At 38.6% G+C, this 14,950-nt stretch carries 13 protein-coding genes; 7 read left to right on the top strand and 6 right to left on the bottom strand.

The features are described from left to right. The first annotated feature begins 6 nt into the window (after nucleotides 1-6). From DXB92_RS07755 to DXB92_RS07735, 5 genes are all read left to right on the top strand, one after another. A complete protein-coding gene (locus DXB92_RS07755; RefSeq protein ID WP_117733431.1) occupies nucleotides 7-1,632 on the top strand; it encodes a class I SAM-dependent methyltransferase in 1,626 nt (541 codons plus the stop codon). 131 nt (nucleotides 1,633-1,763) lie between these two features. After that, nucleotides 1,764-3,056, top strand: coding sequence for a dGTP triphosphohydrolase (gene dgt, locus DXB92_RS07750; RefSeq protein ID WP_117733430.1), 1,293 nt, complete (start codon nucleotides 1,764-1,766; stop codon nucleotides 3,054-3,056). Between the two features lie 4 nt (nucleotides 3,057-3,060). Then, on the top strand, nucleotides 3,061-3,657 hold the full coding sequence (locus tag DXB92_RS07745; protein ID WP_242986624.1) for a hypothetical protein: 597 nt from the start codon (nucleotides 3,061-3,063) through the stop codon (nucleotides 3,655-3,657). A 923-nt stretch (nucleotides 3,658-4,580) separates the two neighbouring features. Then, nucleotides 4,581-5,849, top strand: coding sequence for an AAA family ATPase (locus tag DXB92_RS07740; protein WP_040648055.1), 1,269 nt, complete (start codon nucleotides 4,581-4,583; stop codon nucleotides 5,847-5,849). Further along, a complete protein-coding gene (locus tag DXB92_RS07735) occupies nucleotides 5,830-6,462 on the top strand; it encodes a hypothetical protein (RefSeq protein ID WP_021682978.1) in 633 nt (210 codons plus the stop codon). The genes DXB92_RS07740 and DXB92_RS07735 overlap by 20 nt, the downstream gene beginning before the upstream one ends. 45 nt (nucleotides 6,463-6,507) lie before the next feature. Here DXB92_RS07735 and DXB92_RS07730 read toward each other — a convergent pair whose 3' ends face one another. From DXB92_RS07730 to DXB92_RS07715, 4 genes are all read right to left on the bottom strand, one after another. Continuing rightward, nucleotides 6,508-7,557, bottom strand: a complete 1,050-nt coding sequence (locus tag DXB92_RS07730) for a tyrosine-type recombinase/integrase (RefSeq protein WP_040648054.1) — start codon at nucleotides 7,555-7,557, stop codon at nucleotides 6,508-6,510. A 33-nt stretch (nucleotides 7,558-7,590) separates the two neighbouring features. Further along, nucleotides 7,591-7,818, bottom strand: a complete 228-nt coding sequence (locus tag DXB92_RS07725; RefSeq protein ID WP_021682976.1) for a hypothetical protein — start codon at nucleotides 7,816-7,818, stop codon at nucleotides 7,591-7,593. Between the two features lie 129 nt (nucleotides 7,819-7,947). Further along, entirely contained in the window at nucleotides 7,948-9,690 is a 1,743-nt protein-coding gene (locus DXB92_RS07720) for a DEAD/DEAH box helicase family protein (protein ID WP_117733429.1), read from the bottom strand. Nucleotides 9,691-9,710: 20 nt separating this feature from the next. After that, nucleotides 9,711-11,210: a DUF5906 domain-containing protein gene (locus tag DXB92_RS07715; RefSeq protein WP_117733428.1), complete on the bottom strand. Its 1,500-nt coding sequence runs from the start codon at nucleotides 11,208-11,210 to the stop codon at nucleotides 9,711-9,713. 195 nt (nucleotides 11,211-11,405) lie between these two features. On the opposite strand from DXB92_RS07715, the gene DXB92_RS07710 reads away from it, so the two are divergent. Together DXB92_RS07710 and DXB92_RS07705 are read left to right on the top strand one after the other, a co-directional pair. Beyond that, nucleotides 11,406-11,681 (top strand): hypothetical protein, encoded by a 276-nt coding sequence (locus DXB92_RS07710; RefSeq protein WP_117733427.1) that lies wholly within the window; start codon nucleotides 11,406-11,408, stop codon nucleotides 11,679-11,681. Beyond that, entirely contained in the window at nucleotides 11,659-12,699 is a 1,041-nt protein-coding gene (locus DXB92_RS07705; protein WP_147330035.1) for a hypothetical protein, read from the top strand. The genes DXB92_RS07710 and DXB92_RS07705 overlap by 23 nt, the downstream gene beginning before the upstream one ends. 524 nt (nucleotides 12,700-13,223) lie before the next feature. Here DXB92_RS07705 and DXB92_RS07695 read toward each other — a convergent pair. After that, nucleotides 13,224-13,823, bottom strand: coding sequence for a recombinase family protein (locus tag DXB92_RS07695; RefSeq protein WP_040648053.1), 600 nt, complete (start codon nucleotides 13,821-13,823; stop codon nucleotides 13,224-13,226). Nucleotides 13,824-13,963: 140 nt separating this feature from the next. Then, nucleotides 13,964-14,923, bottom strand: coding sequence for a glucosamine 6-phosphate synthetase (locus DXB92_RS07690; RefSeq protein ID WP_117733424.1), 960 nt, complete (start codon nucleotides 14,921-14,923; stop codon nucleotides 13,964-13,966). Nucleotides 14,924-14,950 lie beyond the last annotated feature (27 nt).

Here is a 14,950-nt window from a genome sequence, read left to right as displayed (position 1 = left end):
ATGATTATGAGACTCAAAAAGGATAGTTCCGAACAGAAATTAAGAGGAGCATACTATACACCATTGCAGCTTGCCAATGCAATGGTGAGCCTTGTTGCGTCCCAAGACATCACCAGTGTATTAGAGCCGAGCTGTGGAGACGGTGTATTCCTCGATAGCCTTGCGTCATTGAACCTCATCAACGATATTCCAAACATTACTGCCGTTGAGATAGAACCCGACGAAGCAGAGAAAGTCAGTAATAACTATAAGGACAACACTAATGTCCACGTTCTAAATGAGGATTTCTTGGACTTTTATCAGCGAGTATACGGAAAAGAGACATATGACCTAATTTTGGGCAATCCCCCATATATTCGTTACCAGTATCTCACCGAGGAACAACGTGAAATACAGTCGAGCATACTCACTTCTCACGGAATGAAGTCCAATAAACTGATAAATGCGTGGGTAGCTTTCCTTGTTGCTTGTGTTCAGTTGCTTTCTGAGAACGGAAAAATCGCATTTGTTATTCCTGCGGAGATACTGCAAGTAGTTTATGCCGAAGATTTGCGGCTTTTCCTCTCCAATCAGCTCTCAAAAATAACATTGCTGACATTTGAACAGCTCGTATTCCCTGATATAGAACAGGAGATACTTGTTTTCATCGGAGAGAAGGGCAAAGAGGAAAAAGGTATCAGGATCATAGAACTGAGCAACCTCGAAGATTTTAAGAAACTCGACCTTAATTCAAATGGCTTCCAGAAGCTAAAGCATGTTAAGGAAAAGTGGACAAAGTATTTTGTATCAGCAGAAGAAATAAAAGTGATCCAGTCCATTCGTGATGATAAGCGATTCACGAAATTCGCTGATTTAGCGCTTATTAACGTGGGTATTACCACAGGAAACAATACTTATTTTTCTGTTGACAAAACAACAAATGAACGATATGACCTCACTTCTGTAACGCTTCCGCTTATTGGCAGAAGCTCTCACGCACATGGTATATATTTTACTGATAAAGATTGGCAGGAGAATATAAAAGCAGATAAAAGAGCTATGCTCATAAGTTTCCCTGATACACCGTATGAAGAATATCCTGCAAAACACAAAGAATACATTGAACTTGGCGAGAGGAACGAAGAAAACAAAGGATATAAGTGTTCTATCCGTGACAGGTGGTATATCGTCCCGTCGGTATGGATACCTGATGCTTTCTTTCTCAGAAGAAATAATCTCTACCCTAAGTTTGTACTGAACCGATGCAATGCAGTATCAACGGATACAATGCACCGTATCAAGTTCAATGAGGGAGTAAACGCTGAAAATGCTCTGCTTTCGTATTATAACAGCATTTCCTTTGCATTCACAGAAATATGTGGAAGAAGCTATGGTGGCGGTGTGCTTGAAATTCTCCCTGGAGAAGTCGGCAATATAATGTTGCCAGTGGTTAAGGATATTGATGAAGCCTTAAAAAACGAGCTTTTAGAGGTGATAGATTCTATCGTTCGTAACGATGAAGATATTGAAAAGGCTCTTGACCTTGTGGATCAGAAGCTGCTTGTTGAAGTATTAGGTATTGATAAAAATACCTGCATTTCCTGCCGACAAATCTGGAAGAGAATGCAGAAGCGGAGATTGGGAAGAGGGTAGTAAAAATTCACATGCAAAAGATATGTGAGGCAAAGACAATTTACTACTTTATAAATTAAGAAAATCGGGTAAAATCAATTAAGATATTATTGTAAATAAAAATGAAATACATAACAGGAGGATATTGCTTTATGGAATCAAAAGGATTACATTCAATTGCAGATGATATAAACCGAAAATATCGAGGTTCACTAAACTATGATTGTATGTCAAACCGCCAATATGAAGAAAAATTAAGAAATAGAGTTGAAGGCCCTTTTCAAAGGGATTATTCACGGATAATGTATTCTTCATCATTTAGAAGATTACAAGGAAAAATGCAGTTGCTTGGTATACAAAATGATCAGTTTTTTAGAAATAGACTTACCCATAGTTTAGAAGTTGCTCAGATTGCACGTTCAATTGCTGCGGAATTAAAGTATACCTCGAGTGAAATATTCGTTGTTGAAGCCGGTGCATTAGCTCATGATATAGGCAATCCTCCTTTTGGACATGCAGGAGAAAGAGAGCTAAACAAGATATATAAAGATATAGGCGGATTTGAAGGAAATGCTCAAACATTAAGAATATTAACAAGCATCGAAAAAAAGAAACCTGATTTTGTTGGATTAAATCTTACATATAGAACGATGCTAAGCGTTGTCAAATATTTTAATAGATATGATAACGGAAATAATAATAAATTTATTTATGATGATGATTATGATATGTTAGATTTATTTATAAAAGAAAATGACATAAAAATTAGAACCACTGATGTTCAGATTGTTGACTTAGCAGATGAAATTGCGTATGCTGCACATGATTTGGAAGATGGATTGCGTGTTAAGGCGTATGTCATTGATGAGATTTTGCATGAATATCATTCATTGTATGGCGATTCGGAATCGTATAAGAAACTATGTGAATTGGTAAATAACGCAAAGGACAAATCCGGATTTGGCAATAGGAAAATTGACTCTACAGAGTATTGCAAATTATTTAGACAGGAATTATCATCTAGCATTATTTATACTCTAATATCTGATATTGGACTTATCAAAATTGATGAAAATTTCAAGAAGAAAACGGGCTCAATAAATGATGAGGAATTAGGTTTCAGTTCATATGGGGAATTAGCAGATGGATTAAAAGAAATAACATTTAAGTGTATAAATCACAATAATGATGTGTATTACTATGAACAAAGAGGACTGTCTATTTTAAAATATTTGTGTAATTTTTACAGAGATCATACACGATTTTTACCGCCCGAATATAGAGCAAACGAAATGATGTCAAAATATGGCTTTTCCAATAAGGATGAAAAGACATATCAAGAGAGATTGATTTGTGATTATATTTCTGGAATGATGGATTCATACGCAATAAGTATATATGAAGACATAACTGGAAAATCATTTAAAAATATTCTAGGAGAATAATGTTATGAATAAACTAATGGGATTTTATGAGCTTCGAGAATTGTCAATACCCACAATACCTTGGAAAGAATATTTTCCAGGTGTAGAGCTATCTGATGAGTTTCTCTGGACTATTCGATCTGCTGTAAATCATGGAGATGATCTGAATCTCCCAAGACTGGTTGGAAAAACAGCTGGCGAAGCAACAACGTTTGCAGATAATTTATATAAACAATTATATAAAAAAGGAATGGTCGTTTATTACCCATACTTTGTTGCTCAGAAAAGTGGAACACTTAATATACATCTTGATAAAATTATTATAGAAGCTGTAAAAGATGATTTATGGAATCTTGTTACAGATCAAAAGCTTGATGTTTCACTGACCATAACAAAAGACAATGATATTACTTCGAGTTATGGGGAAAAAAATTTTTTTAATACAGAGGAAATAAGTCAATTGATACAATACGCTCAAAAAATTTCCAGAATATATAGAGATGAAATAATTGATGGAAATTCAATCTTGCTTGAATGGAGCTTTGCTTTATCATGTAATAAAAATAAACAGCCTACTGGAAAACCTTATTTGGTGTTTTATGAAGTTAGAACTATTAAATAAATTACTGTGATTTTTTGATATTTATACCATTCAGACATAATCGCTTTGCCTTAAACATAAACCATACACTTGAGCACATCATATAATAAAATCAATTCTCAAGCCTTTTTATTAGCATCGCCAAGCAAAACAACACTCTGATACTCCATATCAAGTTTTTTCAAAACTGAACCTGACAATTTAAAGTATTGTTTACACTTGTTTCAAATTCATCATACTACCGTCATTCAAGAGCCTACATACCCTGTCAGAACAATAGCCTTTTGAATAATGAACATGGTATTTGACAAAGTCAGTGCATTAGGATTAAAGCACGTCACAATCATTTTATCGGCATCAAGTTTCTATATTGTGTTTGACTTTCTCTTGAAAATATTGTATAATATCAAATGGATGAATGTCATATTAGAATAATTCTCATAGGTTCTCTCTACAGTTATCATATCGCTCAGGTACGCAAAACCATGCCATTTTAGTTGTACAACTCTGGACAACTTTTGGACAACTAAGTTATGGCAACATATAATAAAACGAAGAAAGTTGCAAAAGCTACTTTCTAGTATCTTAGCGAAAATACTTTGCTTTTAGTGTGTTTTTGATTTGCAACAAGAAAGCCAAACTGGAATGTTTAAACTCCAAGAGATAATTTTATCCCGTTTGGGAGTACTGAAAACCACCTGTTTTGCGTTGTTTTTGTCGTTTCGATTTTGCCTAAAATAGGGTGTTATTTAGGCGGTAACTAACACGTAACTAACAGGTAACTAACAAAAAAAGAAAGGCATTCACCCTCTGTGGTGAGTGCTTTTTTGGTTTATACGAGTATTTACAGCATATCTGCTCATAATATTATATAGCGGTATTTTTTGATGCAGCATGATATGTTGTATGATTCGCTTTTTAGTAAGAAGAGGAGGAGTGATTGTATGGATTTCAAGTTGAAGGATCTCGGTAAAATCAAAAAAGCGGATATAAAACTTGATGGGATCACTGTCATTTGCGGTGACAATAACACTGGTAAGAGTACGATTGGCAAGTCGCTTTTTTCCTTTTATAATGCTCTATATGATTATAAGACAAAAATCAGTATGCAGAAAGATTCAAGGTTTAAGAATTTTATCTTGTCAAATATAAACTCCATGGATGTGCCGGTTAGACTCCTTGACAATGATAGCACAATGTCCTTTATCACTTCTCAGGCTGAAGATTTTTCTGTTGAAGATGTAAAAAAATATCTTGAGGAAAATTACCCCATAAAAGTTACAAAGAACAAGGTAGCTTCTCTGGTTGAATACTTAAACCTACCGGAAAAAGATATTTTGAACGAATATGTATTCCGCTACTTTAATCTTGTTATGAATGGGCAGATCAAGAATTTGAATTCAACAGGCAAAAGTTCTGTTACTGCAGAAATAAAGGGAAAAAGCGATACAATTCTATTAAATAAAAAATCCTGCTCCTGTGAGTTAGATGAACCCATTGAGCATTCTGCATACTATATCAATAACCCATTTGTACTGGATTGGCTTAACCTAACGAATGTATCATGGTTCTTATCTGCCCTAAATCCTATGGACAGAAACGTGATTAGTGCAATAATAAAAGCACAGGCAGACATAAATGAAGACTCAATGTCCAACATTCTTGAAACCGTTATAAACAAAAAAGAACTCGATGAGATCAGAAAGGTTTTGAAAAGAGCCTATGCCGGTGATACTGTAATCAGTCATGGTAAGTATTATTACAGTGAAAATGGTGTGGATTTCGACTTCAGAAACATTTCAGCTGGTCTTAAATCTTTTGCTCTCATCGAAAGAATGCTTGAAACAGGTGTACTGAAGAAAAAAGATATTCTTATTCTTGACGAGCCTGAAATCCATCTCCATTCTGAATGGCAAATTATCTACGCCGAACTTATTGTTGCTCTTCAAAAATATTTTGATTTGACCATTCTCATTGTCACACACAGTTTCCAGTTCCTCGAATCCTTGAATTTCTTCATGAAAAAGTACGTGATTTCTGAAAAAGGAAATTATTATATCCCAAAGCAAACCGAAAAAGGAGTCATTATTGAAGACAATGACAGTAATCTGAGTGATATGAGAAAAAGTCTAAAAAGTGGAATGTTTACTTTAGCTGATATGCAGCTCGACGAACTTAGCAGTGGTGATTCTGATGAAGAAGATGACGAATGACTATTTTCTAAAGTTTTGTGACATCGTGGAACGCTCCATGCCCGATCCTTCCCAATTTGACAATTGTCGTAAGGATATGATAGACGCTTCTTTTGATGATCGCAACGAGGTGTTTGTATATACTGATACTTCTCATAATATGGAAGTCTTAAAACTTGATGAATATACGAAAGAGTTTGAAAAAAGACGGCGCAATGAAATCCCAAATCTAAAAGAACATCAACCAAGTGCTGTTGATGCCGTTTGCGTCAGCAAAGACAATGAGTGGTTCTTAATAGAATTCAAAAATGAACCTATAAAGAATATTTTGAAGTCTACTCCCAAGAAGATGTTAAGCTCTGTTTGGCTAATCGCTTATTTGTATTCCACCTTATCTGAGCAGATATCAGATGAAAAAGACATCTTGAAATTTGCAAGAGAAAACATAACGTTTATCACCGTTGTAAGCTCTGAAAAGAATGAAAACCTTGAAGAGACTATCGGTGCAACATGGGAAAAAGACGGTCCATTTTATACTCCACTGAAATTTATGAAGTATAAAGGGTATTATTTTAAGGATGTGTACGTGTTAACCGAAAAAGGACTGAGATTTTTTATAGAGAGCTTTGAATAACAACTACATTACAAAAAAAGCTGAGACCGAAGTCCCAGCTTTTTCTTATATCTTATTGATCGCCTCCAAAAGCTCTTCCACATTTACGTGTGTATAGACCTTTTCAGTAACCGACATTGCGCCTGAATGTCCTACAATCTTCTTTATCAGTGTAGGATTGACATTCTTTGCTGCCATCATAGAAATACAAGTATGACGTGTATCGTGGGGCTTGTGCGTGCATCCGATGCGTTTCATGATAGGAGTCCAATAGGAATCATAGTAGTTACGATATGTAAAGTGACCTCCATCGGGTGTGTGCAGCAAATACTCACAGCCCTCTTCATACCACTTTTGGAATATGGGATAGGTCTTGTCATGTATCGGAACCATTCTGATGCCACTACTGGTCTTGCTACGCACAACGTTGAAACAATGCTCGTCTATATGAACATCCTCACGTTTCAAGTCGAGCAGTTCTGACACACGCACACCGCTGTAGATCAGCATCAGTACGATCTGCGCATAGATATCGTCCTTCTGCATCCAAAGAGCCTGGATCTCGCCTTCTGTGAACGGCGTGCGATCCATTTTGTTTGGATTCTTGTTCTTGAATTTCTGGATATTCACGTACTGTGAATAGTCCTTGCTGCAAAGCTCGTACTTCATGGCATAGTCGTACATCTGGTTCAGCAGCACCTTCAATTTACGAAGTGTGGGATAATTCTTTCCGCAGGTGTCTACAACGCTCTGCAGATCCATCAGTTTCAGATCCTTGAACACTCGGTTATGCAGCGGCTGACAAGCCTTATAGGATGCCTGATAGCCCTTTACATTCGATTCCGAGATCGTCGGAAATTTCTCAGATGCCCATTTGTCGAACACCTCAGAAAAAGTGATCTTTGATACCGCAATGTCATATGGATTTTTGTTGTACTCCATAAGCATCTCAAGACCTTTTGCTCTTGTCGGAGCATAACCGATGGTAACGCAGACTTGTTTGCACTTGCCGGTTTCCACATCGATCTCCCAACCGACTGTTTTGCGTACGATGTACGGATTACGTCTTTTGCCGGACAGCTTATAAACTGTACCAACGCCGTTTCCCAGTTTCATTGGCATCATCTCCCTTCTTTGCCTTAAACAACTTTATACTACGTCGTTATTGCTCATATCCTTAAAATAGCCGGTCTCCTCCCATACCTTTTTGTCTGGGCAGAAGTAATTGTATTCGCTGGATCCTTCTTGTTTGAGGGCATATCCAAATTGAAGGATACGTTTCTGAATGCCAATGCGTATAAACTGCTGGCTCTTGCCGGTTGCTTTTGCGATTTCGGTAATAGGGACGTTTCGTCCAGTAAATTTAGGTGTTTCCATGTTAAAGTCCTCCTTTTAGACACAGCCAGATTGTTCTATCATGGCTATAGTATACAACTGAAATAATAGCGCCTGTCAATAGAAAAATCATTCTCCCCTATTGACAAGTGCTTATAGGTAATGGTATAATTAGACAGAGGCTATGTTGAAAACTTCAACTTTTGCCTTTATTTCGTACGCAATTCCTGCTGCCTTCAGTATGTCATTAACCGTACTGATTTGAATGTTGCTGGTGAGCTGTTTGCCATCATTGTAAACCTTGGTGCTGTTGCAGGCAACCTTCAGCTTTGCTTTGAGGCTGTCAAGGCACTCGGCGTTCTTCTCAGAGTTCTTGTATGTATCAAAAGCCTCCGCAGCCTTTGTCTTGAAGTCAAGGATTCTGTCATAGTACAGGAACATATCGTCTGAGATGACTGGCTTTTTACCATAGAGTTCAAGGACAGCCTGGGCAAAGGCATGAGGCTTTTCGGGGTCTTTTCGCAAGCCTCTGAGAAAGTCGATCTGATACGCAAGTGCCTTTTCTGCCATTGTATTTACAACAGGGTGCTTTACTTTGCTGTCGTAATATACGAGTGCAGGATAATTCGCTGCATACTCCAATGCCAGATCTGGATCTGCTTTGACCTCTTTGACCATTCTCATTTGCTGCTCTGCACTTGCGATCGCATTGCCGATGTCGGTCATAGAGTAGTCAGGAATAAGAACCGTGATCTCTCTGGGATTCTTGCGGTTGACTCTCGCTCTGCCAATCACCTGCTTTAGTGTGATTGGATCCAGTGTTTCGACAACAATCAGATTCAATTCATCGTCGTGCAAGGACACTCCGTTCTCAGCCACCTTGGTGGTGATCAGGTTTCGATCTGAAAATCTCTCATTTTGAGCGATCTCTGCAATTTCTGCACGTTTGTCTTCATCTGAGTAGATGTGCTGGGTATTGCCTAACACTTCTTGAAGCACTTTTCCCTTGCTGATATCATTTACATAGATCAGGCTTTTGGTGCCCTGCTCATTTTCTCGTTTGATATAATCAGCAAGTTCCTTTGTGTCGTCTGGGATGTATAGCTTGAAGTTGATATAGTTCCAATTGCTTTCCATCGAGTAAACCATCTTCAATCTTGTTTTGTACGAAGCATACGCATGGAAAACAGATTTTACATTGGTATCCCAGTCCATTGCAAAAAGCGCTTGCTCTTGTCCTGATTCACATTCTATTTCCGCTATCACAGGAGTAACTGCATCTGGTGTTGCCGTGAGGTAAATTCTTGCGGTATTGTCACGATTTGCTTTCAGATACCGAATAATTTTCTCTGCGTACACCGAGAAATTTGCATCTTCCAGCAGACAATGGACTTCGTCAAGTATGAGAAGGTATTTTTTGCTTTTATACTTATACGTTGTCTCAGCAAGTTCTTGATAGGTAATGGCGATGATGTTCTCTCCCAAGGAAATGCTGTCAAGCAACTCTGCAGGAACATCGAGTCCTTTCGATGCCTTGATATAGTCCTTTTTGAACTGACAAAGCGTCATCTTTCTGTTGGTCACATAGATGACCGGCATTGAAGTGTGCTTGATCATCTTGATTACTGCGCTTGTCTTGCCAGAACCAGTTGGAGAGGCGATAAGCATTGACTCTCCCAAGCTTGGAATATCGTTCGAGTCAATGATCTGACTGATATACTGCTTTGAGGTGCCAACTTTATAATCGCCAATCAAACATAAGAACCGAAGAGCAACGCTCGGTTGCTCCTCTACTACTTTCAGCATTCTTTCTTCAAGTTCATCTTTTTCATACTTAGGATTGAACGGCATGATATACACACCGTCGGACTCCGTTGAAGATGCTTTTGATTTCAAGTCTTTAATCGTTATCATAACATTTTACTCCTTTCGGTTTAGGGATTAGAAATGGCTATGCCCTCATATCCGTTTCCCTGATGCTTTTTGACTTTTTTTACAACGTATCCATTCGAGAGAAGGTAATTGTTTAATGCCTGTGAAAAGCCCGTCACATCTTTGAATACATCACAGTTAAAGTCGAGACAATTCTGGAAAACATCGTACAAGTCTTTTGTCAGCACGAAATTACCGGGCATAGATCTCACATGACACTGCACAAAACGTTCTATGTTGTGATATTGCGCATTGATCGGCGTAAATTGCAGTGCGTAGTCATCCAGCCCGGCATCGTCACCGGCAAAGTGATAGCCATTTGCTTTCAGTCTGAAAAACGCATTCAAAGCCTCTGTTGTGACTGCATTCAATTCAGACCCCAGTATCTCTGAAACAATGTTCGGATTTTGCTGACTTTTCGGGATTTTCACATCAAATGGCAGTGTGCAGATTCTGCGAACAATGGCGCTGTCACTGCTGCTGTACGCCATACCAATATTGTGATTACTTGCGATAATGACCTTACAAGTAGACGTAAAGCTGACCTGATTCGAATTTTTCTTGTCAACCGTAAGCCGGTCATGTCCAGAGATGCTCTTTAGCTTAGCCAGCTGATCTGTATTGAGTTCCAAGGCGCCTTCATCAGAGCTAACGTTGATCCGTGCCTCCTGAATCTCTGACATTGCAAAATTGCCGCCAAGCAGATTTTTCATGGATAAGCCTTTGACTGCAGAAGGACTTAGCAAGCTGCGTATCAGGTGGATAAAGGTAGATTTACCGTTATCTCCAGAAGCACCAGGGAAAACAAAAAAGCGTTTCGCATGAGCGTCACTGCTGATGCAGTAGCCAATGATCTGGTATGCTCTCTCTTCAAGCATCTTATCTCCAGCAAACAGAATTGACATGAAACGGTCCATGTTAGGATGATACTGCGGGCCAGATCCCAGATACGCCCCGGTAAGCTGAATGGTCGGAAAGTAATCAGAAACAATATCAAACAATCCTGTACGGTTATTCAGAAAGCCGTTCGAACAATAGGTATAGCGTTCGTCATTTGGCTCTCCTTGATACAGATCAGCTCGCATTTCCAACTCATTTGTAATACTGCAAATGGCAGGCTGTGTGAACTCATAGCCAAGCGCTGTAACATCAGAATACACTCTGCATATGAATTCCTTCTTATTGTAAGGAACATATACATTGTTCTCCTTCATGTAAAAGTGGTTTTGGTACCGCCATAAAGGCTTTTGCTGATTGAGTATGTTTACCACCAGATAAAATATCTCACTAGCATTTGCACAATTCAGTCTCTGGACTTTCGGCTCAGTCACAGCGTTTTGCTGTTCTTGAGGAACGACAGGTGGAGTTCCTGCCACTTCTGAATACGCTGCACCTGCTCTTCCAAAAATTTCAGAACTTTTTGCCATCTCTTCAAGTGTGATTGGCACAAACAATCCGTTTCCACCCTGCACAGGGGGTAAATGAGAATTTGTTTCATTCATCTTGATTTCCTCCTTTATTCAATTTTAAAGATGCCAGCTGCTTGAGCTGTAAGTGTATTATAACAGAACTCAATTATTCTTGCAACACTTTTACACAAACAATGATAAATCTCTGGTTTTTTATTGTGCATTTTGTACAATGAGAATCACTTTTTTATCTAAACCATAAAAATATACGGTTAGAAAGGATTAAACATGAGACAATTTGATGTAGTTAATACAATCGTTGATATTGTATTTTCAGGTAAAACGACAGGTAACTATGTAGAATCTCAAACAGAAACGACACTTGACTGCAAACCGAAAATTTATATTGTTCATGGAGGTACACTACGTGATCACCTAAAAAATAAAAAGGAGACAGCAAGATTAACCGCAAGAGTAATAAATGCAATACTGTGCCGTGTAAAATTTTACCTCTACCCTGACTTACAAACTATTGACCCAGGTGAAACTAAAAAAACCACCTGAAAAGTTACCCATTGAACCACATGACTTTGCAAATAGATGCGTAGCCGCTTTGATGACTTTATTTGATTATAATCTGTCAATGCTGAAAGTAAAAAAAGATGACAAAAACGCTGGTGAAAAGATAGATAAAATATATGATATAATCGAAAAATTGCTGCACATATTCGAAGGTGAAAGTGAAATAGGAGATGCAATTGTAAATAAAGTCTTTATGAAAATAATCATATCTTCTGTTGATAATATAACAAATGACACATTACTAATTTACTATTTTGATTTTATCTGGGAATTCAACAGATATACAGCCAAATTATTTCAATATTATAATGAACTAAAATGTCAAAATTCTTACTTTTCAAAAGAAGATGTAGAAATTAGTGAAACAACAGAGAAATACGCAGAAGAAAGTTGCGAAAACTTGCGTAAAATTGTAGAATTATTAGATCATGCAGAACAAGTAGACCTCGTACATGAAAGAGAAGACTTAATAAATAAAAATTACATATCATCTGATGATATTGTTACAGATATATATGACGCTATAAACATTCGTATTAAAAAAGGCTCCCAAACTTTCTCTGATAATCTTAAAATGACTATGGCAGATCTAATTGCCGCAAATATAATCTATAAGTGGAGATATAGGAAGACAGTAAAATGTAACAATGACAATAAGACAAAATATGAGCTTCTCGTCAAGACCCTTGAAATGGTCTCTAAGACAATTGAAAAAACGCATGAGTTCCAAGAGTATTCTGCTATTCACCTCGACTTATTCACTGATTTTTTTGAAAATTTAAAATCATGTATAGATTACCTAGAATTTTATTCAGCCGTCTTGCATCAGTTTGGTTTGTGTGTTTTAAATGAAAATACACGTCTCGATATAAATAAACAGTATGTAACCATGCTTACTAAAGATGAAATTGATAAAAAAAGGCAAAAAATTTATTTGCTTTGTAAAAAAATAGGAGTAGAGATTTCCCCTTTCCACACGGAATCAGAGAAAGATCTCTGATTCCACCAAGCAAGCCTGCGGTTCTTTGAACCTTGCTTGCTTTCAACACGGAAATTGTCTCCGATCTCATTGAAATTATTTTTTGTAAAAGTACTTTTTCATTCGGCTTATATATAGAGAAAGCAGAAAATATAGTATTTGAAAATAAAATTTAGGGTATGATGGTATAACTGTTCCAGGTTCCAAGTCTTAATCAAGTTTGATCGTAGAATTGGGACAGGACACAGCAATAAGACAGTCTGCAAGAGGAAAACCTGTTTTGTCTTCAAATGCAAAAAACACCTGGAACGTGGAACGAAAATATAATGTATCCCACTCAATTGTATTATGGCAGGTTTATCATCGCAGCCAATTCTTTCTGTAGAGGAATTGACAAGGCTTGCAAAGCCGCAGTCAAGGGCGTGGTGAGGTTTAAGGGGAGGGCAGACGCCAAGCCCTCCCCTTATCATCAAATAATCTTTTGAAAAAATAATTGTCAGAGGTACACAAGGAGCCTCTGACAATAAATGTTACACCAGATCATTTTATTGATGTTGCTTTAGCCGATAGTAGGATGAACGGGAGATGTGCAGTTGACCAATGGCTTGGGACACGGTGATTTGCTTTGCCTCAACAGCCTGCATCACGATTTCCCAGTTTTCGGGCAGTTCCAGCGTTGGCCGCCCAAACTTGATGTCTTTCTTTTTCGCCGCATCAATCCCCTCACGCTGTCTGCGTCTGATTTTTAGGCGTTCATTCTCTGCAATACTTCCAAGCACCTCAATCAGAATTGCATTGATCATATCCATGACCCACATCTGCTCCGGTGGAAAATCGGTCAATGTAGTTGGAATATCCAGAATGCGTATATGCACACCATGATTTTTGAAATACTCCAACTCTTGCTTGATGTCAGATTTACTTCTGCTGAGTCTGTCCAGTTCCTTAATCACCAACGTATCGCCGCTCCTGAGAATCTGCTTTTTCAGATATTGGTAACCCTCACGTTCGGTATCTTTGCCGGAACATTTGTCCACAATGATATTATCTCTGCTGACACCATAATTTGTGAGAGCCTCGATCTGCCTGTCCTCATGCTGTTCCCTGCTGGAAACACGGGCATAGCCGAATGTTCTGTTGTCCATAAAAACACCTCCAATTGTCTCAAAAAGTCCTGCCACTTTTGGAACGTCCCAAAAGTCAAAAACGGACCTTTTGGCACAGGTTTTTGAGAAAAAAGGAACCGTCCCAGAAAGTACACTTTTTGGAACGGTTCTTCTTGTAATTACTGCTGTGCAAAAATCTCTTCACTTTGAATGGCGTTGATCGTCTCCAAAAGCAAGTTGCTGTCACACAGCATCTCTTCGATCTCATCAGTGGAATAGCCATAGTCCAACAGCAGGAGAATATCCTCCTCTGTCACACCATAGCAACTACACATCTCCAACAGCAATTCCTCCTGCTGCGAGTAATACTCTTCCTCCAACTCGTCGTACCAGTTGTACCATTTGCCGAACCGGAAACTTTCCTTCACCTCAAAGGTAGAGCCGCTTAAAAACCCATAGCGGTCAATCTTCAAGATCGTCCCCTCTTCCATATGCAACACTTCAAACGGATACTTGTGGAAACCGGCTTTCTGCAATGCCTTTTTCAGAATGCTTTCGGTTGAGGCATAGATGTAAAGCCCCAGCTGTGCAAAGTGGAGCAGGCACATGGGATTGCTGCCCTTGACGATGTAGAGCGTGTTGTTTTCGTCCAAGGCGGTAAAGCAAAAACTACCCTGCACAGATTCTGCCATGCTCTTGAGCGAGCCGAAATCCAACTTGCCCTGCTGCTCCAACAGCTGCACTGCAACATAACTATCAGTTTCGATCTGCGTTTGCGGCAGATGCTTTTCTGTTCTGAGTTCCTTGTCGTTGTACAGCACACCGTTATGGGCAAAGGCAAAGTTGACATCGGCATGACCATAAAAGGGGTGATTGTTGTAGTTGAACTTCTCGTTGCCCTGGGTAGTCATGCGAGTGTGTCCCATAATAGCTCTTGTGCCGTTAGGTGCATTGAATCGCAGTTTGTGGGCAGGCTTTGGTCTCTTGTAGATGGTGATCTTACCGCTTTTCACATAGGCAATACCAGATGCATCTGTCCCTCGTTCTTCTGCCGCATTTGCCAGAACCTGTGTCAGCTTTTTCAGCAACTTGTCTGACACGATGCCTTTGTAATCCAGCCAACCAAATAATGCACACATTTTACATCTCCTCCTCTGCACAAACTT

It is taken from the genome of Ruminococcus sp. OM06-36AC, assembly GCF_003438725.1.
In the GTDB taxonomy this organism is placed as follows: domain Bacteria; phylum Bacillota; class Clostridia; order Oscillospirales; family Ruminococcaceae; genus Ruminococcus_C; species Ruminococcus_C callidus.
The sequence above is the reverse complement of the archived record's forward strand: the minus strand, read 5'-3'. Positions and strand labels throughout refer to the sequence as shown.

Excerpts from the sequence above, each read along its gene's own strand:
- DXB92_RS07755 (WP_117733431.1), top strand. The coding sequence starts at position 7 with ATGAGACTCAAAAAGGATAGTTCCGAACAGAAATTAAGAGGAGCATAC.
- DXB92_RS07740 (WP_040648055.1), top strand. The coding sequence starts at position 4,581 with ATGGATTTCAAGTTGAAGGATCTCGGTAAAATCAAAAAAGCGGATATA.
- DXB92_RS07710 (WP_117733427.1), top strand. The coding sequence starts at position 11,406 with ATGAGACAATTTGATGTAGTTAATACAATCGTTGATATTGTATTTTCA.
- DXB92_RS07745 (WP_242986624.1), top strand. The coding sequence starts at position 3,061 with ATGAATAAACTAATGGGATTTTATGAGCTTCGAGAATTGTCAATACCC.
- DXB92_RS07715 (WP_117733428.1), bottom strand. The coding sequence starts at position 11,210 with ATGAATGAAACAAATTCTCATTTACCCCCTGTGCAGGGTGGAAACGGA.
- DXB92_RS07725 (WP_021682976.1), bottom strand. The coding sequence starts at position 7,818 with ATGGAAACACCTAAATTTACTGGACGAAACGTCCCTATTACCGAAATC.
- DXB92_RS07730 (WP_040648054.1), bottom strand. The coding sequence starts at position 7,557 with ATGAAACTGGGAAACGGCGTTGGTACAGTTTATAAGCTGTCCGGCAAA.
- DXB92_RS07695 (WP_040648053.1), bottom strand. The coding sequence starts at position 13,823 with ATGGACAACAGAACATTCGGCTATGCCCGTGTTTCCAGCAGGGAACAG.
- DXB92_RS07735 (WP_021682978.1), top strand. The coding sequence starts at position 5,830 with ATGAAGAAGATGACGAATGACTATTTTCTAAAGTTTTGTGACATCGTG.
- dgt (WP_117733430.1), top strand. The coding sequence starts at position 1,764 with ATGGAATCAAAAGGATTACATTCAATTGCAGATGATATAAACCGAAAA.
- DXB92_RS07690 (WP_117733424.1), bottom strand. The coding sequence starts at position 14,923 with ATGTGTGCATTATTTGGTTGGCTGGATTACAAAGGCATCGTGTCAGAC.
- DXB92_RS07720 (WP_117733429.1), bottom strand. The coding sequence starts at position 9,690 with ATGATAACGATTAAAGACTTGAAATCAAAAGCATCTTCAACGGAGTCC.